Origin of the sequence: Modestobacter muralis (genome assembly GCF_010682105.1) — a bacterium.
GTDB lineage: Bacteria > Actinomycetota > Actinomycetes > Mycobacteriales > Geodermatophilaceae > Modestobacter > Modestobacter muralis.
This window is the reverse complement of sequence record NZ_JAAGWH010000024.1, coordinates 1-26287: the sequence shown is the minus strand read 5'-3', so window position 1 is coordinate 26287 and position 26287 is coordinate 1. Positions and strand designations below refer to the sequence as shown.

22 protein-coding genes are annotated in these 26287 nt (G+C 73.9%); 9 read left to right on the top strand and 13 right to left on the bottom strand.

Annotated elements, in window-relative coordinates:
* Positions 1–11: 11 nt before the first annotated feature.
* On the bottom strand, positions 12–1370 hold the full coding sequence (locus GCU67_RS10060) for an MATE family efflux transporter (protein ID WP_163611092.1): 1359 nt from the start codon (positions 1368–1370) through the stop codon (positions 12–14).
* A 228-nt stretch (positions 1371–1598) separates the two neighbouring features.
* Between GCU67_RS10060 and GCU67_RS10055 the strand changes: the two genes are divergently transcribed.
* Positions 1599–2513 (top strand): glycosyltransferase family 2 protein, encoded by a 915-nt coding sequence (locus tag GCU67_RS10055; RefSeq protein WP_163611091.1) that lies wholly within the window; start codon positions 1599–1601, stop codon positions 2511–2513.
* A gap of 51 nt (positions 2514–2564) precedes the next feature.
* Here GCU67_RS10055 and GCU67_RS10050 read toward each other — a convergent pair whose 3' ends face one another.
* Positions 2565–3647, bottom strand: coding sequence for a glycosyl hydrolase (locus GCU67_RS10050; RefSeq protein ID WP_163611090.1), 1083 nt, complete (start codon positions 3645–3647; stop codon positions 2565–2567).
* An 812-nt stretch (positions 3648–4459) separates the two neighbouring features.
* Between GCU67_RS10050 and GCU67_RS10045 the strand changes: the two genes are divergently transcribed.
* Positions 4460–5248: a GumC domain-containing protein gene (locus GCU67_RS10045; protein ID WP_163611089.1), complete on the top strand. Its 789-nt coding sequence runs from the start codon at positions 4460–4462 to the stop codon at positions 5246–5248.
* Positions 5245–6525: a hypothetical protein gene (locus tag GCU67_RS10040; protein ID WP_163611088.1), complete on the top strand. Its 1281-nt coding sequence runs from the start codon at positions 5245–5247 to the stop codon at positions 6523–6525. The genes GCU67_RS10045 and GCU67_RS10040 overlap by 4 nt, the downstream gene beginning before the upstream one ends.
* A 222-nt stretch (positions 6526–6747) precedes the next feature.
* Here the strand turns inward: GCU67_RS10040 and GCU67_RS22810 are convergent, their stop codons facing one another.
* The 4 genes from GCU67_RS22810 to GCU67_RS10020 all read right to left on the bottom strand — a co-directional run bounded on the left by GCU67_RS22810 (position 6748) and on the right by GCU67_RS10020 (position 11391).
* Entirely contained in the window at positions 6748–8085 is a 1338-nt protein-coding gene (locus GCU67_RS22810) for a glycosyl hydrolase (protein ID WP_163611087.1), read from the bottom strand.
* A 389-nt stretch (positions 8086–8474) separates the two neighbouring features.
* Positions 8475–9803, bottom strand: a complete 1329-nt coding sequence (locus GCU67_RS10030) for a Gfo/Idh/MocA family oxidoreductase (protein ID WP_163611086.1) — start codon at positions 9801–9803, stop codon at positions 8475–8477.
* Positions 9800–10369: a dTDP-4-dehydrorhamnose 3,5-epimerase family protein gene (locus tag GCU67_RS10025; protein WP_163611085.1), complete on the bottom strand. Its 570-nt coding sequence runs from the start codon at positions 10367–10369 to the stop codon at positions 9800–9802. Before GCU67_RS10025 ends, GCU67_RS10030 begins: the two co-directional genes overlap by 4 nt.
* Entirely contained in the window at positions 10366–11391 is a 1026-nt protein-coding gene (locus tag GCU67_RS10020) for an NAD-dependent epimerase/dehydratase family protein (protein WP_163611084.1), read from the bottom strand. The genes GCU67_RS10025 and GCU67_RS10020 overlap by 4 nt, the downstream gene beginning before the upstream one ends.
* A gap of 321 nt (positions 11392–11712) precedes the next feature.
* Between GCU67_RS10020 and GCU67_RS10015 the strand changes: the two genes are divergently transcribed.
* Positions 11713–12759, top strand: coding sequence for a glycosyltransferase (locus GCU67_RS10015; RefSeq protein ID WP_163611083.1), 1047 nt, complete (start codon positions 11713–11715; stop codon positions 12757–12759).
* Between the two features lie 42 nt (positions 12760–12801).
* On the opposite strand, the gene GCU67_RS10010 is transcribed toward GCU67_RS10015, so the two are convergent.
* On the bottom strand, positions 12802–13620 hold the full coding sequence (locus tag GCU67_RS10010; protein ID WP_163611082.1) for a sugar phosphate nucleotidyltransferase: 819 nt from the start codon (positions 13618–13620) through the stop codon (positions 12802–12804).
* A 120-nt stretch (positions 13621–13740) separates the two neighbouring features.
* The gene (locus GCU67_RS10005) at positions 13741–14799 is read right to left on the bottom strand and encodes an alpha-hydroxy acid oxidase (RefSeq protein ID WP_170311037.1); all 1059 of its coding nucleotides are present in this window, start codon (positions 14797–14799) and stop codon (positions 13741–13743) included.
* Positions 14800–14929: 130 nt separating this feature from the next.
* Between GCU67_RS10005 and GCU67_RS10000 the strand changes: the two genes are divergently transcribed.
* Both GCU67_RS10000 and cysC read left to right on the top strand, forming a co-directional pair.
* Positions 14930–15085: a hypothetical protein gene (locus tag GCU67_RS10000; protein WP_163611081.1), complete on the top strand. Its 156-nt coding sequence runs from the start codon at positions 14930–14932 to the stop codon at positions 15083–15085.
* Between the two features lie 64 nt (positions 15086–15149).
* Positions 15150–16187: an adenylyl-sulfate kinase gene (gene cysC / locus GCU67_RS21820; protein ID WP_246214915.1), complete on the top strand. Its 1038-nt coding sequence runs from the start codon at positions 15150–15152 to the stop codon at positions 16185–16187.
* On the opposite strand, the gene GCU67_RS09990 is transcribed toward cysC, so the two are convergent.
* Positions 16146–16907 carry an inositol monophosphatase family protein gene (locus GCU67_RS09990; RefSeq protein WP_163611080.1) on the bottom strand — a complete coding sequence of 254 codons (762 nt, stop codon included), beginning with the start codon at positions 16905–16907 and terminating at the stop codon, positions 16146–16148. The genes cysC and GCU67_RS09990 overlap by 42 nt on opposite strands.
* A 116-nt stretch (positions 16908–17023) precedes the next feature.
* The gene (locus tag GCU67_RS09985) at positions 17024–18529 is read right to left on the bottom strand and encodes a sugar transferase (protein WP_338104911.1); all 1506 of its coding nucleotides are present in this window, start codon (positions 18527–18529) and stop codon (positions 17024–17026) included.
* A 529-nt stretch (positions 18530–19058) separates the two neighbouring features.
* Between GCU67_RS09985 and GCU67_RS22805 the strand changes: the two genes are divergently transcribed.
* Complete coding sequence (locus GCU67_RS22805; RefSeq protein WP_163611078.1) at positions 19059–20210, top strand: glycosyltransferase; 1152 nt, start codon at positions 19059–19061, stop codon at positions 20208–20210.
* A 67-nt stretch (positions 20211–20277) separates the two neighbouring features.
* Here GCU67_RS22805 and GCU67_RS09975 read toward each other — a convergent pair whose 3' ends face one another.
* Together GCU67_RS09975 and GCU67_RS09970 are read right to left on the bottom strand one after the other, a co-directional pair.
* Positions 20278–21162, bottom strand: coding sequence for a hypothetical protein (locus GCU67_RS09975; protein WP_163611077.1), 885 nt, complete (start codon positions 21160–21162; stop codon positions 20278–20280).
* A 91-nt stretch (positions 21163–21253) separates the two neighbouring features.
* Positions 21254–22312 (bottom strand): glycosyltransferase, encoded by a 1059-nt coding sequence (locus GCU67_RS09970; protein WP_163611076.1) that lies wholly within the window; start codon positions 22310–22312, stop codon positions 21254–21256.
* 102 nt (positions 22313–22414) lie between these two features.
* Here GCU67_RS09970 and GCU67_RS09965 point away from each other — a divergent pair, with 102 nt between their 5' ends.
* Together GCU67_RS09965 and GCU67_RS09960 are read left to right on the top strand one after the other, a co-directional pair.
* Positions 22415–23503 carry a glycosyl hydrolase gene (locus GCU67_RS09965; RefSeq protein WP_163611075.1) on the top strand — a complete coding sequence of 363 codons (1089 nt, stop codon included), beginning with the start codon at positions 22415–22417 and terminating at the stop codon, positions 23501–23503.
* Positions 23504–23609: 106 nt separating this feature from the next.
* Complete coding sequence (locus GCU67_RS09960) at positions 23610–25004, top strand: MATE family efflux transporter (RefSeq protein WP_163611074.1); 1395 nt, start codon at positions 23610–23612, stop codon at positions 25002–25004.
* 6 nt (positions 25005–25010) lie between these two features.
* Here the strand turns inward: GCU67_RS09960 and GCU67_RS09955 are convergent, their stop codons facing one another.
* Entirely contained in the window at positions 25011–26150 is a 1140-nt protein-coding gene (locus tag GCU67_RS09955) for a glycosyltransferase family 4 protein (RefSeq protein ID WP_163611073.1), read from the bottom strand.
* Positions 26151–26287: the final 137 nt, after the last annotated feature.

Below are 26287 nucleotides of genomic sequence, written 5' to 3'. Positions count from 1 at the left end.
GGGTCCGGCGCTCAGTCGGACGTCGTCCGACCCGCGCTGAGGCCGCGTCCGTCGGCCGGTGACTGCTCGTCCACGGCGGGTCCGGCAGCTGCTCCGTCCGGCTCGCCGCCCGCCGGACGAGGCTGGCCGGCTGCCGGACGGCGGGTCACGCGGGCGGCGGCGAGGTACCACAGCGGCAGCACCGTCGCGTACGTCGCGGCGATGCCCCAGGCGACGCCCTCGGCGCCCCCGAGCGCCAGTCCGGTGAGCCCGAAGACCACGAGGAGCACGGACACGAGGGCGTTGATCCGCATGGCGACCGCCGTGGCACCGGTGGAGTAGACGACGTAGGTGGCGCCGGAGTAGCTGATGTTGATCAGCTGCCCGACGACCGTGGCGAGCAGCACCGCGCGCACCCCGGGCCAGGAGTCACCCAGGAGAGCGACCCCGGCCACGTCGGGCAGCAGCAGGACGACGGCGCCCCAGGCGAGTGCGACCACGGCGAGCACGCCGCTGATGCCGACGCCGGCGAGGAGCCTGGTCCGCCCGGGCAGGTGCGCACGACGGGCGAGCTCGGGCACCGCGAACGCCGTGGCGCTCATGCCCAGCAGCGACACCGGCCCGACGACCACGTTGGCCCCGCGGATGGCCGCCACGTCGCTCAGCGCGCCGAACGCGCCGATGAGCAGCAGCATGCCCTGGAAGGCGCCCTGCACCAGCAGCGACTCCAGGACGAGGAACCGGGTGAGCTGCCAGTTCTCCCGGACCCACGACCGGGTCTGGGTGACCAGCGGGCGCGTGCCCCCGCGGACGGCGCCCAGCACCGCGGCCGCGGCAGCCGCCAGACCCCAGGCCAGCAGGTAGGGAGCCGGGGAGCCCGCGCCGGCGGCGGTCAACGCGGCCACGGCGCTGAGCTGGAGGGCGATCCACACCGCGCTGACGAGGGCGGCCCGTTCGGCGTGGCCACCGGCGAGGAACGCGACCCGCCAGGCGTCCTGCACCAGCAGGCCGGGCAGCACCAGGGCGACCGCCCCCAGCGCCGTCCCGACGGGCCCGCCGATCAGCACCCCGACCAGCAGCACGACCAGCCCCACGGCGATGCCCACCACGACAGCTGCGCCGGTGGACCTGCCCGACGCGACCCGGTAGGTGGCCGGGTCGGCCCCGGCGAAGGTGATGGTCAGCGGCTGGCTCACCAGCGCCCGGGACACCAGGACGGCGACGGAGTAGACGGCGAAGGAGACGGTGAAGGCACCGAAGGCGTGCGCGTCCACCGCGCGGGCGACCATCACCGACAGCAGCAGGCTCCCGAGACTGGACAGGGCCTGGTCGACCACGCTCCAGCCCGCCCGGCGGGCCAGCCGCAGGATGCCGCTCTGCCGGCGGGTCACCGGCGCGTCGTCCTCGTCGGCACGGTGGCGGCCACTCAGGAGCAGGGTCCGGGCAGCGGCCCAGGCACCGGAACTCCCTCCATGGCCTCACCGTAGCGGCCCTCACCCACACGGGTGACAGCTCCGACGTCCGGAGGCGTGCGACCGGCCACACGGCCGCCGGCTGCCGATACGCTCCGCCGGCCGGGTGAGTCGGCTCACCGGCGCGGAGAACGGAGGCTCCACCCCATGACCTTGCCGGTCCTGTTCCGATCACACGGTGGTGAGAACCAGAAGGGCCGCCCGGACTGGTTCAGCAAGCTGGTGTGCCTGCTGTCCGCCGTCCGCGCCGCCGAGGCCGCGGACACCGAGCTCGTGTTCGTGAACAACGGGCCCATCCCCGAGCCCCGGCTCGAGGTGATGCGCCGTGCGGGCGGGGAGATCGTCGACCTGCCCAACCTGGGCATCCGGCAGTCCTACCTCGCGGCCCTGGAGCTGGCGACGTCCGGCCGCTGGGACGACGACCAGGTGGTCTGGTTCAGCGAGGACGACTACCTGTACCAGCCGGACTCCTTCCGCCGGCTCCAGGACGCCGTGCCGGCCCTGCCCGACGCGCAGTACTTCGGCCTCTACGGCAGCAACCCGGAGAACCCGCACCCGCGCCCCGAGCCCCTGCCGCACCGGCCGCGGGGCTGGCAGGACCTGGGGCCGCGAGAGGTGGACGGGCACAGCTGGGTGCGTCTGTACAGCACGACGGCGACCTTCGGCGGCCGCGTGGGCCCGCTGCGCGAGGACCTGCCGATCTTCCGGTTCGCCACCGTCCCGCACAAGAACATGTTCCGCGACCACGACACCTGCCTGATGTACCAGGGCTTCGAGACCTACTCCTACGGCCGCATCGCCCGCGACGCACTCGGACTGCACCCCGGCACGCCCAAGGAGCGGCTCCGCGAGGTCGTGATGTCGCCGTTCTACCTCGCGACCAACCTGCGCTCCCACCGGCGGGCGTCCCGGCGCCGGCTGCTGGTGTCCGCCGAGCCCAGCCTCGCCACGCACGTGGAGCTCGGCTACATCGCGCCCGGCACCGACTGGGCGGCCACCGCGGCCGAGACGATGGCCTGGGCCGAGGACCGGGACCTGCTCGCCCACGACCTGCCGGCCTGAGCCGGCCCGCGGTGCGCCGCGGGGCGCACAGCGGGGCCGGTCAGCAGCGGGTCAGCCCGCCCACCGGCGCTGGTAGGCCGCCGCGGACTCCGGCATCTTCGTGGCGCCGTAGAGCAGGAAGTTGCCGTCGTAGTCCTCGTTGTCGACGTCGAACAGGATCTCGTACAGCACCTGCCCGGGCCCGGTGCCGCCGTGCTGGGCGAAGTAGTCGTTCATCGACTCGACGAACACCGGCGAGTCGCCCTGGTCGGCGACACCCGACCACTCCGGCACGGCGAGGGGCAGGCCGACGGACGCGGCGAAGTCCGCGTAGCCCTGCAGGCCCTTCGGGGCGCCGTACCGGTCGGTGGCCAGGAGCGACTCCTGCCACTCCTCGGCGGTGTCGACGTAGGGGTAGTGGTTGTAGTAGTCCACCCCGAGGACGTCGACGTACTCCGCGCCCGGGAAGGACTCGCGCCAGTCGAACCCGGTCTCCACCGACTCGCGGTTCAGGCAGAACACCAGTTCGGCCTCCGGCATGACCGCCTGCTGGAGCTCCCGGAAGTGCCGCCACGCCGCGATGAAGTCGTCCTTCTCGCTGGCGTCGACCGCCCAGGGGTACCAGTTGCCGTTGGACTCGTGCGCGAACCGGAGGTACAGCTGCCCCTCCCGGCCGGCCCAGACCTCGCGCGCCTCCTCGAGGGTGGCGGTCCACCGGGCGTCATAGGCGCCCGCGGCGGCCTCTGCCCAGGTCTCGCCCTCACCGATCGCCCCGATGGCCAGGTCCATCGGCTTCTGCCAGTCGGCGTACTCGGCGCCGGGCTGGAGCTGCCACAGCTCGGTCATCGCCTCGGTGTTGTCCGACCAGGTCCCGGCGATCTCCACCGGCGACCCACGCCACTCCGCGAAGTCGCCCTCCACGACGCCCGGCCCCGAGGCACCCGACATCCAGTCACCACCGACCGAGGCGCCCGGGACGGCGGTCGTGGGCGGGGCGCCGCCGTCCGGGTCGCGGGTCACCAGCACCGACGTGCCGACCACGACCGCCACCAGCGACAGCCCCGCAGCGCCGACCAGCCGCCGTCGCCGCCACCAGGGATCGGCCGTCTCGGCGGGGTGGTCCTGCGGGGGCGGCGTGCTGGACGAGCTGGTCACATGGTCCCCAAGGGTCGGTCCTCGACGCGTCGGTCAGCGGGCGTCGCGGCAGGCCGAGGCCGGCCACGATCGGAGCACGGGCACACGACGACCGCTGCTGGCGCGAGCACGCGGTCCACCCCAGAACGGGCGTGACGCGGCCGCCGTTCCCGGGATTCGCAGGGAGCGCGGTGATCGGCTTGCGAACGGACAGCCGGACGACGGACGCGCCGTGGGCTCTGACACTGTGTCGCCGGTCGGGCACGCAACGCCGACCGGGGCGCGCGACGAGGCGCCGGTGGAGTGGTCAAGAGCACCCTCGATGCGGCTGCCCACATCACCCGTCCGTGTGGTCGACGACCCCGTCAGACGGGTGGGTTCCAGTACCCTGGCCCCCGTGACGACGACCAGTGAGCAGCCGAGTTCACCGAGGTCGACGCGCCTCACGAGCCTGATCCTGGGAGTCTCCGCTGACTGACATCCGCACGCCGACGACGCCTGGGGACCAGTCCGACGACCAGTCCCGCCCCGTCCGGCAGAGCATCGCAGACGCCGGGGGCGAGACCCCCCGCACCACACCGGGAGGCGCGGCCTCGAACGGCAGCAGCGCCCTCGCCCGTGCCGCACAGCCGGTCGAGCCGCTCCCCGCCGACCGCGCGCAGCCGGTCGAGCCGCTCCCCGCCGACCGCGCGCAGCCGGTCGAGCCGCTCCCCGCTGACCGCCCGCAGACTCCCCCCGCTGACGCTCCGCGGCGCACGGTCGGTCCCCGGCCGACCGACCGGTTCCGCCGCAAGGCAGCAGCGGTCATCGTCGGGACGACCCTGCTCGGCGCCGTGGCCGGCGCCCTGGGCAGCAGCGCCGCCGGCCCCACGTACACCAGTGAGGCCGACGTCCTCTACGACCCGACGACCGTGCAGCTGGCCGACGCACCGGCCACCGACCCGAACCTGCTCGACCGCCAGGTCGCCGACCAGGCCGACGTCGTCACGTCCGACGCGGTCCTGGGGGCCGCGGCCGGCGTCCTCGGCACCACGACCGAGGACCTGCGCGAGATCGTGTCCGTGGACGTCGGCGACGGCAGCAGCCTGCTCACCATCGCCTCCACCGGCGACACCGCCGAGGCGGCCAACGGGGTCACCCGCTCGGTCACCGACGCCTACCTCGCCTACGTCAAGGGCAACAGCGTCGCGGCGATCACCCAGCGGGCCGACATCCTGCAGGGCACGATCGACCGCCAGAACGCCCAGCTCGCCGGGCTCAACCAGCAGCTGACCGACCTGACCAACCGGCTGGGTGGGCTGAGCCCCACCGGGGCCGCCTACGGCGTCGTCCAGGGCCAGCTCGACCGGCTGGCCGACCAGGTGGCACAGCTGTCCGCGCGCAACTCCGACCTGGTCGAGCAGCAGGAGAGCCTGCGGTCCTCCGCGGCCGCCTACCCCGGCGCGGCGTTCGTGCTCCGGCAGCCCTCGCAGCCCGAGGGCCCGTCGTCCCTGTCGCCGGCGACCTCGGCGATGGTCGGTGGCGTCCTCGGCGCCATCCTGGGCGCCTGCCTCGTCGGACTGGCGCGCGCACGCCGTCGTCCTCCGGCGGCCGGGGGGACCGGCTCCTCGACCAGCCGGTGACCCAGCTGGCGACGCAGCCCGCTCTGCGGCCGCTGCGGGCCGACCGCAGCAGCGCCCCGTGCTCGATGGCGCTGCTGCTGGTCAGCATCTTCCTGCAGCGGCTCGCGATCCCGCTGGGTGCCGACCAGATCCCGCTGGGCGTGCCGCTCGCGCTCGGCATCATCGTCGTGGGCCTCGCGACCGGTGAGTTCCGCATCGACTCCTCCAAGGTCCGCGTGCTCCTGGTGATCTGGTTCACCGCGACCGCGTGCACCCTCTTCCAGGTCGCCTCGGGCAACCTGCCGTCGCTGCTGTCCCTGTGCCTGCTGCTCGCGCTGTACCCGCTCATCGGCCTGGCCGCCGACCTGTCGGCCGGCGGTGTGGCCAAGGTCGAGGACCTGTTCATCCGGGTGATGACCGTCTTCTCGCTGGTGTCCCTCGGCCAGATGGCCATCCAGTTCGTGGGCGTCGCGTACGAGGACTACCTGCTGCGGATCGTCCCCGAGGCCTTCCTGCTCGTCGGGTACAACACCGGCGACCCCATCGCCTACGGCGACCCGCTGTACCGCTCCAACGGCATCGTCTTCCTGGAGCCCTCGTTCGTCTCGCTGTTCCTCGGCTTCGCCGTGGCGCTCGCGCTCTTCCGGCACCGGTCGTGGTTCCGGGTGACCATCCTGCTGGCCGGGATGATCCCGCCGCTGGCCGGCAGTGGCTTCGTCGTCCTGGGGCCCGCGCTCATCGCGCTGGCCCTGGGGCGCCACCGGGGCCGGCTGCTGTCCGCGCTGCCGGCGCTGCTCATCGCGATCGTCGTGGCCCTGGTGACCCCGCTCGGTGAGCGGTACCTGGACCGGTCGCTGGAGGCGTCGAACACGAACACCAGCTCGAGCGCGCGCCTGGTCCAGCCCTACGGGGCCCTCATCCCGCCGGCGCTGGACGACCCGCTCGGCGCCGCGTTCGGCCATGGCGCCGGCTCGGCCGACGACTACCTGCTGACCGTCGGCAAGGACCAGGTCACCGGCCCGGTCATCCCCAAGGTCCTGTACGAGTACGGCCTCGTGGGAGCACTCGGCATCCTGGCGGCCCTGATCGCCTTCCTCGGCGGCCAGGTGCGCACCCGGCCGTGGACGGTCGGCCTGCTGGTGGCCTACGTCTACGTGAACGCCTCGTTCCTGCAGAACACCCTGGTCCTGGTGACCCTGTTCTGGATCAGCCTGATGCCGGCGCGGCCGGCGCCCGACGACGCCGGGGAGCTGCTCGCGGCTCCGGTCGACGAGGAACAGGACACCACCCGGACCTGAGTCCGCAGCGCTCCTGCTCCGGGCGACCGGCGTGCGCAGCTGCGGGCCGTCGAGCTCCGGCCGCAGGTGACCCGCCTCGCGCGGCACAGGGCGCCCGGTCGGGCTCCGCGACCGCCGAGGCGTGCGAGGCCCCCCGCCTGACGACGTCGGGGTCGGGTCACCCCACCGACGGCGGAACGGCGGCCCGGCACGGAGCCGGACCGCCGCAACGGGGGTGAGCCGTCAGAACGCCTGCTGGTACGCGGCGGCCGAGCTGGTCAGCCGGCCGTTGCCCATCAGCTGGAAGTTGCCCTTGTAGTCGCCGTTGTCGACGTCGAAGAGGATCTCGTAGAGCAGCTGACCGGCGCCGCTGCCGGAGTGCTCGCTGAAGAACTGGTGCATGCGCTCGACGTACACGGCGGAGTCACCGTGGTCGGCGACGCTGGACCACTCGGGGACGGCCAGCGGGAGCCCGACGCTCTTCGCGAAGTCCAGGTGCTGCTGCAGGCCCTTCGGGGCGCCGAACTCGTCGGTCTGCGTCACGCTCTCGTTCCACGTGCGGTCGTCGGCGACGAAGGGGTACTGGTTGTAGTAGTCCACGGCCATCACGTCGACGTACTCGGCGCCCGGGAACGACTGACGCCAGTCGAAGCCGGTGCCCACCGACTCCCGGTTGACGCAGAAGACGAGCTGGGCCGCCGGGAAGATCTCCTCCTGGAGGGCGCGGAAGCGCCGCCACGCCTGGACGAAGTCGTCCTTCTCGGAGGCGTCGACCGACCAGGGGTACCAGTTGCTGTTGGACTCGTGGGCGAACCGGATGTACAGCGTCCCCGCGCGGCCGGCCCAGACGTCCTTGAGCTCGGTCAGGGACTCGCGCCACCGGGCGTCGTAGGCACCCGCCCGGGCACTCGACCACGTCTCACCCGGACCGATGGCGCCGATGGCGACGTCCATCGGCTTCTGCCAGGAGCCGTACTCGGCCCCGCGCTGCAGCTGCCAGACGTTCACCATGGCCGTGTTGTTGTCCGACCAGGTGCCTGCGATGTCCACGTCCCGGCCGCGCCATTCCCCGAAGGCACCGTCCACGATGCCCGGACCCGAGGCGCCGGAGAGCCAGGAGCCCGCCGGGAGCGAGGGACCGGCAGGGGCCGATGGTGCGGGGGCCGGGGGCTTCACCGGGGACGGCGCAGGAGCGACCGGCTTCGGCGCCACCGGCTTGGCGGCGGTGGGCTTGGACGCCGACGACGTGGACGTCGAGGGCTTGGCGGTCGCAGCGGTCGACGACTTCGCGGTCGAGGGAGCAGTCGTGGCGGTCGACCGGGCGTCCTGCACCGTCGCGCCCTCGGGCACGGCCACCGACGCGCTCGGGAGGTCAGCCGGACCGGACGTCGCCGCGGCGGACCCCCGGCCGGCGCGGGACGCCGCCGTGGACCCGGCCGCGTCACCGGCCGCCGGGGACGGGGCTGCACCGGTCGGTTCGGCGAAGCTGGTCTGCGTGCCCTCCGTCTGGCTGCCGGCGCCGGCGAGCTGGCCCAGCAGGCCACTGCACGCGGTGGCGATGACCATCACCGACGTCGACACGGTCAGGATGACGCGACCATTCCGCCTCAAGGACAAACCCCACAATCGAGGCGGCTCCGCAGCCGCCCATCCGATCCGTCAACAACGGAACGGAACTCTCACATGGACGCACAGCAACGTCCAGATCACGCTGGGTCCTCAACCGCCCCACGAGTCACATCGGTGTCATTCGCCTGCGTGTTCGGCCGTCCGACGCGGCCTGACTGCCCGATGACCTGCACGAACAGAGTTGAGTCGAGACAAACGTGACCCTGCTCACTCCTCGGCATGTCGTCGGCGGACGCGCCCATGAGGGCGGACGGGACGGTCCGTCTCCGAGCGGGTCGCGGGCCGGACAGCAGGGAGCCCCCACCGGCGACCAGCCGGTGGGGGCTCCGTGTCTTACTGCCTCAGCCTCGGGGTGCGGGACCCCCGACGGCCGGCTGTGCCGCGCTGCCGAAGAACATCGTGTCCTGTTCGGCGCGCAACCGGTCGACCAGCCGGCCGGCGGGCAGCTCGACGTCCGCGTAGCCGATGACCTCGTCCTTGCCGACGTCGCGCAGCAGGCGGGCGCCCTCCGCCAGCCCGACCGGCAGCAGACCGTCCCGGTGGGTCACGTCGGCCCGCTCGGCCTCGCCGTAGTAGTGGTAGCCACCGGGGCGGTCGAGCTCGGTGCCCGCGCTCAGGTCGGTCTTGGCCACCGTCACGACGTCGACCTGCGGCGCACCCATCGGCCGGATCGTCGCATCGCCGAGCAGCGCCGCCCGGGCGACGGTGATCGGCACCTCGAAGTGGCACAGGTGGTAGGGCGTGTAGAAGCTGTACAGCGGCCCGGTGCCCAGCTTGTAGAGCTCCAGGTAGTGCTGCTGCTTCGGGTCGTCGTGCTCGGCGAGGACGTAGACGCCCGGCCCCGGCTTGGACCCCACCACGTAGTCGACGGCGCCGCCGAGCTCGCGCAGCACCTCGACGTCGTAGACGCCGGTCAGCTCGTCGACGTGACCGTGGTGGTCCTGACCCAGCATCCCGCGACGGTGCACGGTGAGCCCGGCGGCGTTGGCCACCAGTGCCTGCTCGACGCTGACCTTGGTGCCGTCGGCGAAGCTCGTGACCATCCACGGGTCCTGACCCCACCGCTTGGCGAAGCCCTCCTGGGTGGTCGGGTTGCGGTAGGGGTCCTGCAGCCCCTTGATGTTGCCCGCCACCCGAGGGGTCAGCCCGAGCTGGCGGACGAACCGGATGAGGTTCATCTGCACGCCCGGCTGGTCGCCGTCGACCCCGGTGTAGACGACCCCGGCGGCGTCGGCCCTGGTGACCAGCAGCGGCCCCAGCGTGGCGTCGACCTCGGCGTTGAGCAGCGCCAGGTGCTTGCCCGCGGCGAACGTGGCCAGGGCGAGCTCGGCGCCGAAGGCGACCGCACCGGTGGCGTCCACCGCGACGTCGACCCGGTCGCTGGCCAGCAGCACGGTGATGTCGTCGGTGACGGCGACGTCCCCGGCGCCGGCGATCCGGTCGACGTCGGCGCCCGTCCCGGCGGACACGGCGGTCGCACCGGCCGTGGTGATCGCCTCGGCCGCCTTGCCCGGCGTCCGGTTGCAGACCACGACGACCTGCATGCCCGGCGTGCTGTTGACGATCTGGTTGATCAGCCCGCGGGCCATGAACCCGGCGCCGACCAGGCCCACGCCCACCGGCCGGCCCTCGGTCTGGCGCTGCCGCAGCAGCGCGTCGACGATCGTCACGCGGGGGCACCCCCGGCGAACGCGGCCCGGTTGGCCTCGGGGTCGAAGTCCGGCCAGGACATGTCCTTGTCCGAGACCATCGAGACCGGCACCGGCCAGGAGATGCCGAAGGCGGGGTCGTCGTGCCGGAACCCGGTCTCCGCGCCCGGCGCGTACGGGACGCTGACCATGTAGAGCACCTCGGTGTCGTCGGTCAGCGTCTGGTACGCGTGCGCCAGGTGCGGGGGCAGGTAGAGCGCGTGCCTGTTCTCGGCGGTCAGCTCGACCTGGACGTGCTGCAGGTAGGTCGGGGAGTCCGGCCGGACGTCGACGGCGACGTCGACGATCGCGCCCCGCGTGCAGCGGATGAACTTCGACTCGGGGTGACCCGGCAGCGACAGGTGGAGTCCGCGGACGGTCCCGGCACGGTGGTTGAACGAGACGTTGCACTGCGCCACCTCCGGGCGCATGCCGTGCTCGGTGAACCCCGTGGTGTCGAAGGACCGGGCGAAGAAGCCCCGGTCGTCGGAGAAGGGCTCCATCTCCACGAGGTGGACGCCGTCCACCCCCAGCGGCGTGTACCTCACCGCTTGGCCCAGTAGAGCTGGCTGTCGACCTGCTCGGTGCGCATCAGGTGCTCGATCTGCTTGAGCCGGGTGTGCCCGCGGCCGGTGAACGTGGCGTCGTCCATGGCGATCGACTGGAAGACCCCGTGCAGCTGGGCGGCGCCGGCCTTGGCGTCCCAGTCGGTCTCGTAGCCGGGGAGGACCTGCCGGATCCGGTCGAAGGCGACCCGGTAGCTGCGGTTGTCGGCGCTGGGGTCGCCGAAGGTGAGCTGGCAGCCGGGGAACTCGGCCGCCACGATCTCGGCGATGTCGCGGACCCGGTAGTTGTTCGACTCGCTGCCGACGTTGAAGATCTTGCCGTGCACCCGCTCCCGGGGGCTCTCCAGGGTCATGCGGATGGCCTTGGCGATGTCGAGGGCGTGCACCAGCGGCCGCCACGGCGACCCGTCGCTGGTCATCGCGATCTCCCCCGTCGTCCAGGCCAACCCGGAGAGGTTGTTCAGCACGATGTCGAAGCGCATCCGGGGGCTCGCCCCAAAGGCCGTGGCGTTGCGCAGGAACGTCGGGGAGAAGTCGTCGGTGGCCATGGCCGAGACGTCCCGCTCCACCAGCGCCTTGCAGCGGGCGTAGGCCGTCTGCGGGTCGACCGGGCTGGACTCGTCGACGACGCCCTCCGCGACGCCGTAGACGCTGCACGAGGACATGTAGACGAACCGCTGGACGCCGGCTGCGCGGGCGACCTTGGCCAGGTGGACCGAGCCGTGGTGGTTGATGTCGTAGGTGACGTCGCCGATCAGGTCACCGATCGGGTCGTTGCTCAGCTCCGCCATGTGCACGATCGCCTCGACGCCCTCGAGGTGCTCGGGACCCAGCTTGCGGATGTCCAGCGCCAGCGTCTCCGGCACCAGGTCCAGGCCCGGGTAGAGCCAGCCGTTCTTGTAGTAGCCGGTGTCGACACCGACGACGTCGTGTCCGGCCCGCAACAGCTCCTGCGCGGTGAGGCACCCGAGGTACCCCTCTGTGCCCGTGACCAGTACTCGCACGCTCGCCCCTTGATCGTCGTCGTGGAGAACGGAGGTTACCGGGCGCAGTGCGACGGAGGTCACGGAAAGTGACCGCGATTAGACCGAACGGGTGACCCGGCCGCGGGCGGGCTCCGCACCGTCACAGCCCCCGCCGGCGGCCGGACGACGGCTGCGCGGGTCCCCCGGCGACGTCCCGGGACGGGACCGGGGGCGAGGCAGGGAGGGCCCGGCCCGAGGTGGGCTCGCGCTAGTGTTCGCGGCGCGCAGGTCGGCCGGGCGTCCCCGGTCGACCCCACGGAGCGGCGGTGCGGCAGCCCGCGGACTGAGGAGGTCAGACTCGTGCCGGGTGCCCGCGCACAGAACGGGCCGGAGCAGGACCCCTCGACCGGGACGGCGCTGCCCGAGGTGAGCGTGGTGGTGCCCGCCCGCGACGAGGCGGCCACCATCGGCGCCTGTCTGGACTCGGTCCTGGGTCAGCAGGGCGTCCTGATGGAGGTCCTGGTCGTCGACAACGGGTCGACCGACGGCACCGCGGACGTGCTGCGGGCCCGGGCCGCCCAGGACCCCCGCGTACGCGTGCTGAGCAACCCCGTCCCCTCCATCCCGGCCAGCCTGAACACCGCGCTCGCGGCGTGCCGGGGCCGGTGGCTCGTGCGGGTCGACGCGCACTCGACCATCCCGCCGGGCTACCTCGCCCGGGCGGTCAGCCGTCTCGCCGACGGGCCGTGGGTCGGCGTGGGCGGCCGGAAGACAGCAGTCGGGCGCACCCCGACGGGCCGCGCCGTGGCCGCGGTGCTGAACTCGCCGCTGGCCGTGGGCGGGTCGACGTACCACTACGGGACGACCGAGCAGGTCGTCGACCACGTCCCGTTCGGGGCCTACCCCGTCGAGCTGGCGCGGGAGCTCGGCGGCTGGGACGAGGACATCGCCAACAACGAGGACTTCGAGTTCGACCAGCGGCTCCGGGAGCACGGCGAGCTGCTCTTCGACCCGGCACTGGAGATCGCCTGGAACGCCCGGGAGTCCGTGGGGCAGCTGTTCACCCAGTACCGCCGGTACGGCCGCGGCAAGCCCCCGGTCGCCCTGCGGCACCCGGGCAGCGTGCGCGTGCGACACCTGGCGCCACCGGCCCTGGTCGCCTGGCTGGCCCTCGCCGCGGTGACCGCCTCCCGACGGCCGGGCGTCGCGCTGGTCTGCCTCGCGCCCTACGCGCTGACGGTGGCGGGCGCCGGTGCGGTCATCGCCCGGCAGACGCCTGCGGACACCGCCCGGCCGGTCGTGCCGGCCGCGCTCGTCGCCATGCAGGTCGGCTGGGGACTGGGCTTCTGGGAGGGCGCACTGGACGTGGCCCGCGAGCGCTCCCGCCGGTGGCGCGCCCGCCGGTGACGGAGGCACCACCGGCGGACGGGCCCGGGAGGCCCCGGTCCCTCAGTTCTCCCAGACCCGCCACTCGGCCACGCCGTCGTCCCAGAGGCTGTTGAGCTCCTTCCAGTCCCGGAAGGTGTCCATCCCCATCCAGAAGCCCTCGTGGCGGTGGACCCCGAGCTGGCCGTCGCGGGCCAGCCGCTGCAGCGGCGCGTGCTCGAGCATCTCCTCCGTGGCGTCGGCGTCCAGGTAGCGGTCGACGAACTCGCGCTCGAAGAAGAAGAACCCACCGTTCACGTAGCCGGTCTGGGACTGCTTCTCGTTGAACTGGGTGACGGTGTCGCCCTCCAGCACCATCTCGCCGTAGCGGCCGCTGGGGTGCACGCCGGTCAGGGTGCCGAGCCGGCCCGAGGCGACGTGGTCCTTGAGCACGGCCGGCAGGTCGACCGCCCCGATGCCGTCGCCGTAGGTCAACGCGAAGCGGGGTGCGTCGAGGTACTGGCCGACCCGGGCGATGCGGGCGCCGGTCGCCGTCGTCAGCCCGGTCTCGGCGAAGGTGATCTCCCAGTCCTCGTCGGCGACGTTGGTGTGGAACTCCAGCTCGTGCTCACCGCGCAGCCGCAGGGTGAAGTCGTTCATCCGCGTGCGGTGGTCGATGAAGTAGTCCTTGATCATGTCGCCCTTGTAGCCCAGGCAGAGGACGAAGCGACGGAAGCCGAAGTGGCTGTAGGTCTTCATGATGTGCCAGAGCACCGGCCGGCCACCGATGTCGACGAGGCCCTTCGGGAGCTGCTCGCTGGCCTCCCGCAACCGGGTCCCCATGCCGCCGCACAGGATGACGACGGGGATGTCCGCCGGGTCGACGTCAGGACGGTCGGTCATGAGCTCCTCCTCGGCGACGTGGCGGTCCCACGTCCTCGCCGGACCATAGGTCGCCCCGTCCTGGATGCGGAACCCCTTCGACCACGACCGGGTGACACGGACGACGCACGGGGCGGCCGTTCAGCGGCCGGGGCGACCGCCCACGACCATGCTCGGGTCCAGCTGGTCGACCGACGCCGCGCCGGCGACCGCGAGCACATGGGTCAGGTCCGCGGTCAGCCCGTCGAGCGCCGCGGTGACCGCCGCAGCCCCGCCGGACGCCAGCGCCCACAGCACCGGCCGGCCGACCAGCACGGCCGAGGCGCCCAGGGCCAGCGCGACGAGCGCGTCGGTGCCGCTGCGGATGCCCCCGTCGGCCAGCACCGGCACCCGGTCGCCCACCGCCTCGACGACCTCGCGCAGGGCCAGCGCACTGGGCACCGCCCGGTCCAGCTGGCGGCCACCGTGGTTGGAGACGATCACGCCTGCGGCGCCGGCCTCGACGCAGCGGCGCGCCTCGTCCCCCCGCAGGACCCCCTTGACCAGGACGGGCAGCCCGCTCACCTCGGCGAGCTCGCCGATGACGGCCGTCGTCAGTGACGGGTCCTGCTCGGCCGCCTCGCGGCCCACCGTCCCCGGCAGCAGGTGCTGGGCCAGGTTGACCAGGAACTCGTCGTCGGGGACCTGGATCCGCGTGCCGCTGACCCGCCCCTTCCTGCCGACGTAGGGCGTGTCGACGGTGAGCACCACGGCCGAGGCACCGGCCTCGGCCGCGCGGCGGGTGAGGCCGTGGGTCAGGCGGCGGTCACGCATGCCGTAGGCCTGGAACCACCAGGGGGCGGTCGCCGCCGCGGCCACGTCCTCGATGCGCCGGGAGGAGCGCGTCGACAGCACCCCCAGCGCCCCGGCCGCACCGCTGCCGGCGAACGTGGCGCACTCGCCGTCCGGGTGGGCCAGTCCGTGGAAGGCCATCGGCGCGACGACGAACGGTGTGACGAGCCGGTCACCCAGCAGCTCGACGCCGACGTCGACCGCCGAGACGTCGTAGAGCACCCGGGGCCGCAGCCGGAACGTGCGCCAGGCCGCCTCGGCCTCCCCGACGGTGACCTCCTCGCCGGAGCCGGCGGCGTAGTAGTCGTACACGGCGGGGCCGAGCTGCCGCCGGGCCTCCTCGTGCTGGTCGGAGAGCAGAGTGAGCATCGGGTTTCCTCCCACCGGTCGCGCGTCGGCGCACCCTACCGGGCCGGTCCGCCGTCGCCGCGTCCGCGCGGATCGGTCACAGGACGGCGCCAGACCCCCGGGAACGGCGGTCCGATGCGAGACTCGGCGCATGCAGCGCACTCCCGGCGACCTGATCAGCCGGTCGGCGACCGGTACGGGCACCCGTCGGCCGCACCTCCACCTCTTCTCCCGCCAGGGCGACGCCCCCTTCGGCAACGGCTCGCTCTATGTGTGCCGGTGCGGGGTCGTCCGTCCCGCGATGTGACGCCGCCGGCACCCCCGCCGGGCCCCCCGCCCCGCCCGACACCGGACGTTGCGAGACTGCGGTCATGGCCCCGACCCGCGTACGCCTGACCGACCTCGAGGTCGCCGCGCTCGCCCGCTCCGCGTTCGGTCTCACCGGTCCCCCGGCCCTGGACCTGCCCGACGGGGCGACGGTCGCGGAGTTCGAGGACGCCCAGGGCGTGCTGGTCGCCACCCTGGGTCCCGCCGGGCTGGAGGTGCACCAGGTCCCGCGCTGGCGGTCCCCGGACGCCGTCCGCGCGGAGCTGGACCGGCGCGGCTGGTCGGAGCCGGATGCCTGGGTGGGCGCTCCGCCGGAGCACACCGACGGGCTGCCCGCGCAGCTGCTGGTGCTCCTGCCGGCCGCCGGCACGGCACCGGACTCGGCGGTCGTCTCGCTGGCCGCCGCCGCCTGGGCCGGGTCCGGGGCGGAACTGCTCCTCGTGCCCGTACCGGTCACCGCCGCGGACCCCGAGGTCAGCTGGCCGGACCTGGCCCGCGCCTACGGCGCCGGGCCGGTGGCCAGCCGGGTGGACCCCACGACACCGTCGACCGGCGGCCGGGCCGTCATGTTCACCGGGCTGTCCGGGGCGGGCAAGTCCACCATCGCCGGCCGGTTGGTCGAGCTGCTGCAGGAGGCCGGCCGCACGGTCACGCTGCTCGACGGTGACGAGGTGCGGACCCACCTGTCCGCCGAGCTCGGCTTCTCCAAGGCCGGGCGGGACGCGAACGTCCGCCGGATCGGCTGGGTCGCCGCGCAGATCGCCAAGCACGGCGGGCTGGCCGTCTGCGCCCCGATCGCGCCCTACGCCGCCACGCGCGCGGACGCCCGGCGGCTGGTGGAGGAGCAGGCCGGGCCCGGCTCCTTCGTGCTGGTGCACGTGGCCACCTCGCTGGCCGACTGCGAGGCGCGGGACCGCAAGGGGCTCTACGCCCGGGCGCGCCGCGGGGAGATCGCCGAGTTCACCGGGATCAGCGACCCGTACGAGGAGCCCACGGACGCGGAGCTGACGATCGACACCCGGTCGACCAGCGCCGAGGAGTCAGCGCGACGGGTGCTGGCCCATCTGCTCGGCGATCGCTGACAGCAGCCCGTCGGCGAGCTCGGGACGACAGACCACCAGGTCGGGCAGGTACGGGTCGGGCCGGTTGTAGCGCAGCGGTGAGCCGTCCAGCCTGCTCGTGTGCAGGCCGGCGGCGCGGGCGACGGCCACGGGCGCGGCCGAGTCCCACTCGAACTGGCCTCCACCGTGGACGTAGGCGTCGGTCTCCCCCCGGACGACCGACATCGCCTTCACTCCGGCCGAGCCCATCGGCACCAGCTGGGCACCCAGCCGCACGGACAACGCCTGCACCAGGGACGGCGGCCGGCTGCGGCTGACCGCCAGCCGTACCGGGCCGTCGGCCCGGGCCGGCACCCGGTGACCGTCGCCGGTGCCCAGCGTCAGCCCCACCGCCGGCAGCGCCACGGCACCGGCGACCAGCTCGCCGCGCTCCCACAGCGCCACATGCACCGCCCAGTCGGCGCGCCCGGGCTCGGAGAACTCGCGGGTGCCGTCGAGCGGGTCGACGATCCAGACCCGGTCGCTGACCAGCCGCACCGGGTCGTCGGCGCCCTCCTCGGACAGCACGGCGTCCCCGGGTCGCAGCTGGGTGAGCCGGGCGACGAGGAACCGGTGCGCCTCCGCGTCTCCGGCGGCCTTGCGCGCGTCGGCGTCGTCGAAGTGCCGGGCGCGGACGGCGAGGAGCAGCTCGCCGGCGGCGGTGGCCAGCGAGGCTGCGGTCGAGTGGTCGGGAGAGGTCACGGGCGGTCTTCCGTCGGGGGAGGTGGCCGCCCATCCTCGCCGCCCGGCCGGACCGGCTGCCCACCCGGGACCGACGACACGGGCCGGCCGGCTGCCCGGCCGGGCCCGCGGGTCGGTCAGTAGGCGCCGGAGCCGCGGAGGACCGCGCCGAGGGTCTTCCACAGGATCATCAGGTCGAAGGCGAGCGACCAGTTCTCCACGTACCGGACGTCGATGCGCACCGAGTCGTCCCAGGAGAGGTTGGACCGGCCGCTGACCTGCCACAGGCCGGTGATGCCCGGCTTGACCAGGAGGCGGCGGCGCATGTCGAAGCCGTACTGCTCGACCTCGCGGGTCACGTGCGGCCGGGGGCCGACCAGCGACATGGTGCCGAGGAGGACGTTGAACAGCTGGGGCAGCTCGTCGAGGGAGTAGCGCCGCATGACGGCGCCCACGCGGGTGACCCGGGGATCGCGCTTCATCTTGAACTGGACGGCGTTGCCCTCGTTCTGCGCCATGAGCTCGGCGATCAGCGCGTCCGAGTTCGGCTTCATGCTGCGGAACTTGAACACGCGGAAGGGGACGCCGGCCCGGCCGATGCGCTCGTGCATGAAGAACACCGGCCCACGGCTGGTGGTCTTCACCGCGATGGCCAGGCCCAGCAGGACCGGCAGCAGCACGATGACGGCGACGAGCGCGACGGTGCGGTCGAAGACGTCCTTGGTCACGCGGCGCAGGCCACGGAACTCGGGACGCTCGAGGTGCAGCAGCGGCAGGCCGTTGACCGGCCGAATGGCGACCCGGGGGCCGGCGAACTCGGTGACGGCCGGGGCGAGCAGCAGCTCGGCCTCGGTGGTCTCGAGGTCCCAGCCGAGGCGGCGCAGGGCGGCACCGTCGAGCTCCGGGGAGGGCAGCACGGCGACGGTGTCGACCTCGTACCGGCGGACCACGTCGGCGATGGCGGTGAAGTCGCCCAGCACCGGGAGGCCGTCGAAGACGGTGCCCTCGGGCTCCGCGGAGGGGAGGCAGACGCCGACGACGCGCAGGCCGTGCCGGGCCTGACGGACGAGCTGGGCGTGCAGCTCGGCGGTGCCGTTGCGGTGGCCGACCAGGATGGCGGTCTGCTGGAAGCGGCCGTGCTCGCGCTGCTTGTGCAGCCACACCCGCTGGGCGTAGCGCTGGGCGAGCGTCAGGACCGCGGCCAGCGGCAGTGCGACGACGACGAAGCTGCGGGCCACCTCGAGCTTGAAGGCCCAGGAGATGGTGCCGACCGCGGCCAGCAGCAGGATCGAGGCGGTGAACACCCGGCGGAACTCCTCCGGGCCCACCCAGAGGAAGCGCTCCTCGTACGAACGGGCCACGGTCATCGCGGCCAGCCACACGAGGGGCAGGGCCAGGACGAGCCACGGCGAGCCGTTGGTGGCCAGCGGGCCGTAGTCCACCCCCAGCCGGCCGACCAGGGCACCGATGACCGCGACCAGGACGTCGCCCAGCACGATGCGGCGGACGTAGGCGCTCCGCCAGGAGCGGCGGGCGGCCGTGCCCTCGCCACGCAACCGGGTCGCCGACCAGAACCGGCGCCGCGTCGCAGCATCCGCCGACGGGGTGACGGTGACCTCATCAGGAGAGTCGAGAAGTGACACTGAGTAGCCCCCGGTGTGCTCGGCGGAGACCGCGCGGCACACGCGGTCTGACTGCGCCGGAAAACGTCTTTGTTCGACCGACCAGCGTGAACGTAGCGGAGATGGGGCGGTTCTTGCTGCCCCAGCGCCCTGGCGCCAGGAGGCCACACGCGACCCGCGCTTACCCGTCCGGGCGAACGACGTGGCAGGGGGGGCTCGGACGATCACCATGCGTCACGACTCGCGGCCCGGTGGGGCGGACTGCCCAGCGAGTCCCAGGAATCGGCTGTGTGTCGTGAGGTGACTCACGGCGAGGGAGGACAGCGGGTCGATCTACAGGTACACCCGATCGGGGTAACCGGTGCGGTGCACGGAGCGACCGCCGCGAGGCCTGGTGTGGCGTCGGCGCTGGAGTCGACCCGCAACGGAGCCGGCTCGAGTCGGCCGCGGGCTCGCCTCACCGGGTGAGACGGCCGGTCCGGACCCGTGCTCACGGCTCGGCGCGGGCTACGTTGCCGGGGATCCCCGCTCCTGAGCTGAAGGTGTGCCCGTGCGCAGCGTCGTCGTCGCCAAGTTCGTCCCCACCCCTCCCAACAGCGGTGACAAGCGCCGGACGCTGGGGATCGTCCGTGCGCTGCGCGAGCTCGGGCCGGTCACCCTGTGCGCCTTCGCCGGTCCCGACGAGGACGTCGCCGCGCTGACCGCCGAGGGCATCGACGTGCGCGCCGTCCCGCTGCGCCGTCGCCCGGCCGACCTGGCCGGCGGGCTGGCCCGCAGCCGCTCGCTCACCGCCGCCCGCTTCTGGGACGGCGAGCTGGCCCGCCAGGTCGCCGAGGCGGTCGAGGAGGACACCGACGTGCTGCTCGTCGAGCACGTGCAGCTGCTGCCCTACGCGCGCGGGCTCCGCGCCGGGCACCGGGTGCTCGACATGCACAACATCGAGTCCTCCCTGACGGCCCGCACGGCGCGCACCTCCTCCGGCCTGCGCCGGGTCGTGCTCGCCGCGGAGGCGCGGGCCCTCCGTGCGATGGAGCGCCGGGTGACCGACGTCGACGTCATCGCCGTCGTCAGCGACGGTGACCGCACCGCGCTGCAGGAGCTGGTCTCGCACCCCCGTGTCGTGGTGGTCCCCAACGCCTGGGACGCCTCCCGCCCGCTCCCGGCGGCCGAGGGTCCGGTCGCGAGCTTCGTGGCCCTGCTGTCGTGGACGCCCAACGTCCAGGCGGCGGTGTGGTTCTGCACCGAGGTGTGGCCGCGAGTCGTCGCCGACGTGCCCGACGCGCGCCTGCAGCTGGTGGGCCGCAACCCGACCGACGAGGTGCGCGCCCTGGCCGGTGCCTCCGTCGAGGTCACCGGGACGGTGCCGGACCTGGACCCCTGGTACGCCCGCACCCGGGTCGCGCTCGCCCCGCTGCTGGCCGGCGGTGGTTCCCGGTTGAAGATCCTGGAGGCGCTCGCCGCCGGCCGCCCGGTCGTGTCGACGGCCATCGGGGTCGAGGGCCTCGAGGACCTCGTCGGCCGCGGCGTCGTCGTCGCCGACGACCCGGCGCAGATGGCCCGCGAGGTGGCTGCGCTGCTCACCGACCCGGCGCGCAGTGAGCGGCTCGGCCTGCAGGGGGCGGAGGCGGTCGACGCCGACCACAGCTGGCGCGCGGCCGTGCAGCCGCTGCTGGCCCAGCTGCAGGGCGGCACCCCGGCCTGACCGGCCCGCCGCCGGGGTCGCGGGGCGGCCCGGCCGCCCGAGTGGACAGGCGGCGGGGCCGCCCGGGTCAGGAGGCGGCGGGGCGGCCGGCGTCGGTGGCGGTGTCCCGGGCCAGCGTGGCCCAGGCCGCGTCGTCCGTCACCTGGGCCAGCTCCATGTGCACGGCCAGGTCCTCGGTCGGCGCGAGGAGCACGCGCTCCCGGGCCACCCGCCGGCTCACCACGTTCAGCACCGAGCGCATCACCGGCTTGGCCACCACCTTCGCCGACCCGCGCAGGCCCGGCGTCCGGTCGACGTCGTCCAGCACGTGCGCCCACGGGAAGGGCTGCCAGCCCTGCAGGGCGTGCCAGGTCGCCATGTCGAAGGGCGCGCCCACCCGGCTGCCCAGGTCCATCAGCCAGCGGTCCTCGCGCAGGGCGGCGGCCCGGACGCCGAAGGTGGACGTCGTCTTGCCGATCCGCTGCCAGGTGGCGCTCCCGGCCTGCACCGGTCCGCCGGCGAGCGACGGGGGCTGCGGGTCCGGCTGGCTGGGGTGCGTGGCGTGCCAGGCCGCGTCGTCGGGCGTGTGCAGCGTGAGGTAGTCGGCCGAGGGGACGGCCGCTGCGGCCGCCAGCAGGCTGCTCATCGCCTCGGGCCGGTAGAGGTAGTCGTCCTCGGCCAGCCAGAAGAGCGTGTCCTCCGGCGCCCGGTCGGCCAGCTGCCCGGCCAGCGTCAGGGCGCGCCGGAAGGACGACGAGGCCTGCCCGCCGCGCACCGTCACCTGCTCGACCGAGCGCAACGGGGCGACCAGCTCCGGCGGCAGGCTCCCGTCGACGACGGCGGTGACGGTCACGTCGGGTACCTGCGCCAGGCTCGCGCACAGCGACTCCCAGGCGGTGCGACGGTCGAACCAGGAGGGGCGCGGCTTGCTGTTGGACCCGGCGTGGGTCCGGTACAGGACGTGGACGTGCATCAGGCGACCCTAGTGAGGGCGGGGCACCGGGCGCTCACGTGCGCCGGACCGGGACGGCCGCAGCCGGCCGCCGGCCCGGGGCGACGTCGCCTCAGCGGTGGCTCGCCGCGGCCGCCGTACGGCCCGCGGTGATCTTCGTCCCACGGGCACCGGCGAAGCGCACGAAGCCCGCGATCAGGCCGGCGCCCCAGGACAGGTGGACGATCGCGGGCACGCACGCGCCCCGCAGCGGCGAGGCACCGTCCGCGGCGGCGGCCCGGGCGCCCGCGGCTCCGGCGACGAGGAGGTAGGCGGCGGTGACCACCGCTCCCAGTGCCGGCCTGGCGATCAGCGCGACGGCCAGCGCGACGACCACCGCCGGGGGGACCAGCTGGCGCAGTCGCAGGGAGTCCGGGTGCACGTGCAGGGTCAGGCCCTTGTAGTGGCCGTACCGCCACATCTGCTTGGCCAGCGCGGCCGGTGAGGTGCGGACGTACCAGGTGGACCGGGCAGCCGGGTGGAGCCAGAGGGTGCCCCCGGTCTCGGCCACCCGAAGGTCGGCCTCGAAGTCCTCGTTGGCGATGAACCGCTCGTCCCAGCCACCGGCACGGAGCAGGACCTCGCGCCGGTAGCACCCGGAGAACACGTGCTGGATGGGGCCGGCCTCGCCGCCCACCCGGTGCCGGGCACCACCGAGCCCGAAGGGACGGGACAGCGTGGCCGCGATCGCGGTGCCCCAGGGCCCGCGCCCGGCGGTCGCCATCGCACCGCCCACCGCGTCCACCTCGGGGTGGGCGCGGAGGAAGCCGACGACCTGCTCGAGGTAGTCGGGCTGGTAGTCGGCGTGGGTGTCCATCCGCGCGACGATGTCGCCGGTGGCCGCCTCCAGGGCACGGTTGAGCCCCGCGGGGACGATGCGGTCGGGGTTGTCGACGACGCGCACCGGGATGCCGCCGGCCTCGGCGGCGGCGAGGAGCTCACGGCTGCCGTCGGTGGACATGCCGTCGGCGATGACCAGCTCGTCGGGCCGGAGGGTCTGCGCGGCGATCATCGCCAGCACGCGGGGCAGGTTGTGGACCTCGTCACGTGAGGGGACGATCACCGAGACGCGCTCGGACCCTGCCGCGACTGTGGTCAGGGGCGGTGTGCCGGACATCGAATCGCTGCTCACGACGACGTAGCGTAATCGGGACCCTGCTGGATGGAGGCGGTCCGTCGCGGCTTCACCCGTCTGAGGGACCGTCCGACCACCCGGTCGGGGATACTCACCGTCATGTCCTCCCCGACCCCCGCGCGATCCGGAGTCCACCCGCGCCGGGTCACCCGACGGCCCCGGCGCTGGGCGAGCGCCTCGATCGCCGCGCTCGCCCTCGTCCTGACCGCGTGCAGCGGGTCCGAGACGACCTCGGCGCCCGCGCCGTCCTCACCGTCCTCGCCGTCGACGGAGCTGGGCGCCACGGCGCCGGCAGCCGGTGAGCTGGTCGGGACGGCGATGGGCTGGAGCGCCGACGCGGTGCCCGGGGTCGAGCAGTCGGTCATCGGCACCTGGATGGCCCGGGACTCCTGGGAGAACCTGGCCCTGGGCCAGTGGCTGACCGACAACCCGACCTACGTCGCCTACGTCGCCGAGCACCCCGACGGCGCGGCCGACATCGGGGTGCCGCTGGTGCCGCACGACTCCGACACCCCCTTCGACGACCTGCTCCGCGAAGCCGCCTCGGGCGCCCGGGACGCCGACTACCGCTCGATGGGCACCCGGCTCGCCGCGGCCTCACCGGCGACCGTCTACGCCCGGGTGTGGTGGGAGATGAACCTGCGCCCGATGTCCGACGGGATCGACCGGGAGCTGTTCAAGGCCGCCTGGGCCCACGCCGTGCCGCTGATCCGCGAGGGCTTCGCCGCCGGCGCCCGGCCCGGTCAGACGCTGTCCGTCGTCTTCTCACCGAACGCCGACGGCGCGGACTACGAGGAGTTCTACCCCGGCGACGACCTCGTCGACCTGATGGCCCTGGACGCCTACGGGCAGCGCTGGGGCAGCTCGACGCCCAGCGACGCCGAGCTGCTCGCGCTGCTCGGCCAGCAGCTGGACCGGTTCACCCAGTTCGCCCGGTCCCACGGCAAGGGCGTGGCGATGGCCGAGTGGGGCAACGTCGCCGACAAGGCCGACGGCGGCGACGAGCAGATGCAGGGCCTGGGCGACTTCCCGCCCTACGTGGCCCTGGTGTTGGACTGGGCGGCCCGTGAGGAGGCCGAGTACCTCGTCTACTTCAACTCCCCCGACGCCGGCGTTGGTCAGACCCTGCAGGACACCCCCCAGTCGCTGTCGATGCTGCAGGGGGCCTGGTCCTCCGCCGTCCGGTGACCCGTTCGGGTGCATCGGCGCCCGTTCCCCGCTGGTCGCAGCTACCGTCGGTCACCGGACAGGGCGCCCGCACAACGGCCGCCGCACAGGTACAGCAGGGAGTCCGGTGACCACACGTGAGAACGGGGCGGCCGCGAGCCGCACCGCACGCGACCCCGCCTCCCCCGGCCAGGAGAACCCGGCGACCGCACCCGAGGGCCGGTCGTCGACCCGGTCACGGGCGTTCTGGGTGATCGCCGACCAGGCCGTGTCGAGCCTGGCCAACGCCGGCCTGACCATCGTCCTGGCGCGGACCATCTCCCCCACCGACTACGGCGCGTTCGCCCTCGCCTTCACCATCTACAGCCTGGTGCTGTCGCTGTCCCAGTCGGTGAACGGCGAGGTCGTCGTGATCCGGTACTCGGGCAGCCGGCGGTCGGAGCACGTGCGGGCCAGCTCGGCCGCCGCGGGCGGGGCCGTGCTGGTCGGTCTCGTCTGCGCGCTCGTGGCCGTCGCGGTGGCGCTGACCTCCGACGAGCCCCTGCGCGCGGTGCTGCTGACCGTGGGCGTGCTCCTGCCGGGCTTCGTGCTGCAGGACTGCTGGCGCACGGTGTTCATCAGCCGCGGCACCCCGGTGCAGGCGTTCCTCAACGACACGTCGTGGATCGTGCTGCAGGCCGTCGGCATCGGCACGCTGCTGCTGCTGGGCGTGGACACGGTGCTGCCCTTCGTGGCGGTCTGGGGCGGCGCGGCCGTCCTCTCCGCGCTGGTGGGCGTGGCGCAGAACCGTTCCGCCCCGACGCTGCGCACCGCCCGCTGGTGGTTCACCGGGCACCGCGAGGTCAGCACGCCGTCGCTGGCCAACTCCCTGGCCACCATGGGCAGCACCCAGATCGCCTTCGTCCTGATCGCGGCGCTGGGGGCGGTCGAGGACGTCGGGGCGATGCGAGCGGCCCAGACGCTGCTCGGACCGCTCAACATCATCGGCTTCGCGGCGAGCGCCTTCGCAGTGCCCGAGATCGTGCGCCGGCGCCTGTCCCCCGGCGGGCTGGTCCGCGCAGCGGCGGGCATCAGCCTGCTGCTCGTCGTCGTGGACCTCTGCTGGGGCGCGGTGCTCCTGCTGCTGCCCGAGCGCGCGGGCGTCTTCCTGCTGGGCGAGACCTGGCCGAGCGCCCGCGCCGTGCTGCCCTGGTTGATCGCCTTCATCTGCCTCGTCAGCGCGGCGACCGGTGCCGGCGCGGTGATGCGTGCGCTGAACAGGTCGAACCTGCTGCTGCGGGCCAGCATCGTGCTGGGCCCGCTGATCGTGGGGCTGGCCGCGGCCGGCGTCCTGCTCGACGGCGCCACCGGCGCGGCCATCGGGTTCGCCGTCGCCGCCGGGCTGGTCATCCCGGTGACCTGGCTGCTCATGGTGCAGGCGATCCGGCTGGGCCGCCGGGAGGTCGACGCCGAGCCGCCCTCGACCGCGGACCTGGACCACACCGCCGCGGGCGGGGGCTCCACACGGGTCCCCGCGCGGTGAGCACCGTCAGACGGTGACCCGGCTCCCTGCGTGCTCGCGGAACAGCCGGTCGTAGCCGTCGACCATCCGGTCGGGGGTGAACGCCCGGGCCGTCTCCCGGCCCCGGGTGCCGATCCGCACCCGGACGTCGTCGTCGGTCACCAGCTGCACCAGCGCCGCGCCCAGGTGCTCGGCGGTGGCGGGGACGACGCGGGCGTCGACGCCGTCGGTGAGGTGGTCGGCCGCGAAGCCCACCGGAGAGGTGACCGCGGCGAGCCCGAAGGACATCGCCTCGGGCAGGGCGAGCCCGAACCCCTCCGACAGCGAGGGGAACAGGAAGACCTGGCTCTGGTTCATCAGCTGCATCTGCTCGGCCCGGCTGACCCGGGGCAGCACGGTGATCGCGTCCCGGTCGGGGGGGTCGAAGTGCGCGGCGAGGTCGGCGTGGCTCCTGCCCGTCCCGCCGATGACCAGCCGGGCAGCCGGGACGGCCTCGCGGAGCCGACGGAACGCGCGCGGCACGTACCAGGCGCCCTTGCGTGACTCCCAGGTGCCGAACCACAGCACCTGACCCGGGACGCGCTGGTCCAGCGGGGTGATGACCGCACTGCCGGCGAGCAGCTCGGGGTGCACCGCCGCCGGGACGTGGACGACGGTGCCCCGGGACCGCAGCTGGTCCAGGTCCCGCAGGTTCTGCACCACCGTGACGTCGGCGGCCGCCACCCCGCGGTACTCCCACCAGTCGGAGAACGGGGCGGAGGCGGCACGGTAGGCCGCCGAGGCGGGGAAGTGGCCCAGCCGCGCCTCGCCGAGGTTGGCGATCCGGTCGTAGACCGACATGCCATGGGCGTGGCTCACCAGCAGCGGGCGGCGTCCGCCGGCGGTCCGCAACCGCCGGAACAGCGGGTACGTGGTCCCGCCAGAGGCCATCACCACGTCGTGCTCCTCCGGCAGCGCGCTGCGCGCCGACCGGCTGATCCACTGCGGCAGGGCCACCCGCTCGACGAGCAGCCGCGGGAGCCGCCCGGCCGGCAGGCCGTAGTCCTCCTGGTGCCGCACCTCGACGTCGTGCCCGCGAGCCCGCAGACCCGCCGAGAGGACGTGGTAGATCCGCGACGCCCCACCGTCCGGGTCGTTCGGTGAGTGGGACAGCAGCAGGATGCGCATGACGACTCCCTCGTCGACGAACGGGGCTGGACCACGGGACGGCGCGTCGACCCGGGTGCGAGCGGCAGCCGGCCGGCGTCCCCGCACGGGAGCGGGGACGCCGGCCGGGGTCCCGGTCAGGCCGGCGAGAGCGCGGC

Excerpts from the sequence above, each read along its gene's own strand:
- GCU67_RS10055 (WP_163611091.1), top strand. The coding sequence starts at position 1,599 with ATGACCTTGCCGGTCCTGTTCCGATCACACGGTGGTGAGAACCAGAAG.
- GCU67_RS10010 (WP_163611082.1), bottom strand. The coding sequence starts at position 13,620 with ATGACCGACCGTCCTGACGTCGACCCGGCGGACATCCCCGTCGTCATC.
- GCU67_RS10005 (WP_170311037.1), bottom strand. The coding sequence starts at position 14,799 with ATGCTCACTCTGCTCTCCGACCAGCACGAGGAGGCCCGGCGGCAGCTC.
- GCU67_RS10000 (WP_163611081.1), top strand. The coding sequence starts at position 14,930 with ATGCAGCGCACTCCCGGCGACCTGATCAGCCGGTCGGCGACCGGTACG.
- cysC (WP_246214915.1), top strand. The coding sequence starts at position 15,150 with ATGGCCCCGACCCGCGTACGCCTGACCGACCTCGAGGTCGCCGCGCTC.
- GCU67_RS09975 (WP_163611077.1), bottom strand. The coding sequence starts at position 21,162 with ATGCACGTCCACGTCCTGTACCGGACCCACGCCGGGTCCAACAGCAAG.
- GCU67_RS09965 (WP_163611075.1), top strand. The coding sequence starts at position 22,415 with ATGTCCTCCCCGACCCCCGCGCGATCCGGAGTCCACCCGCGCCGGGTC.
- GCU67_RS09955 (WP_163611073.1), bottom strand. The coding sequence starts at position 26,150 with ATGCGCATCCTGCTGCTGTCCCACTCACCGAACGACCCGGACGGTGGG.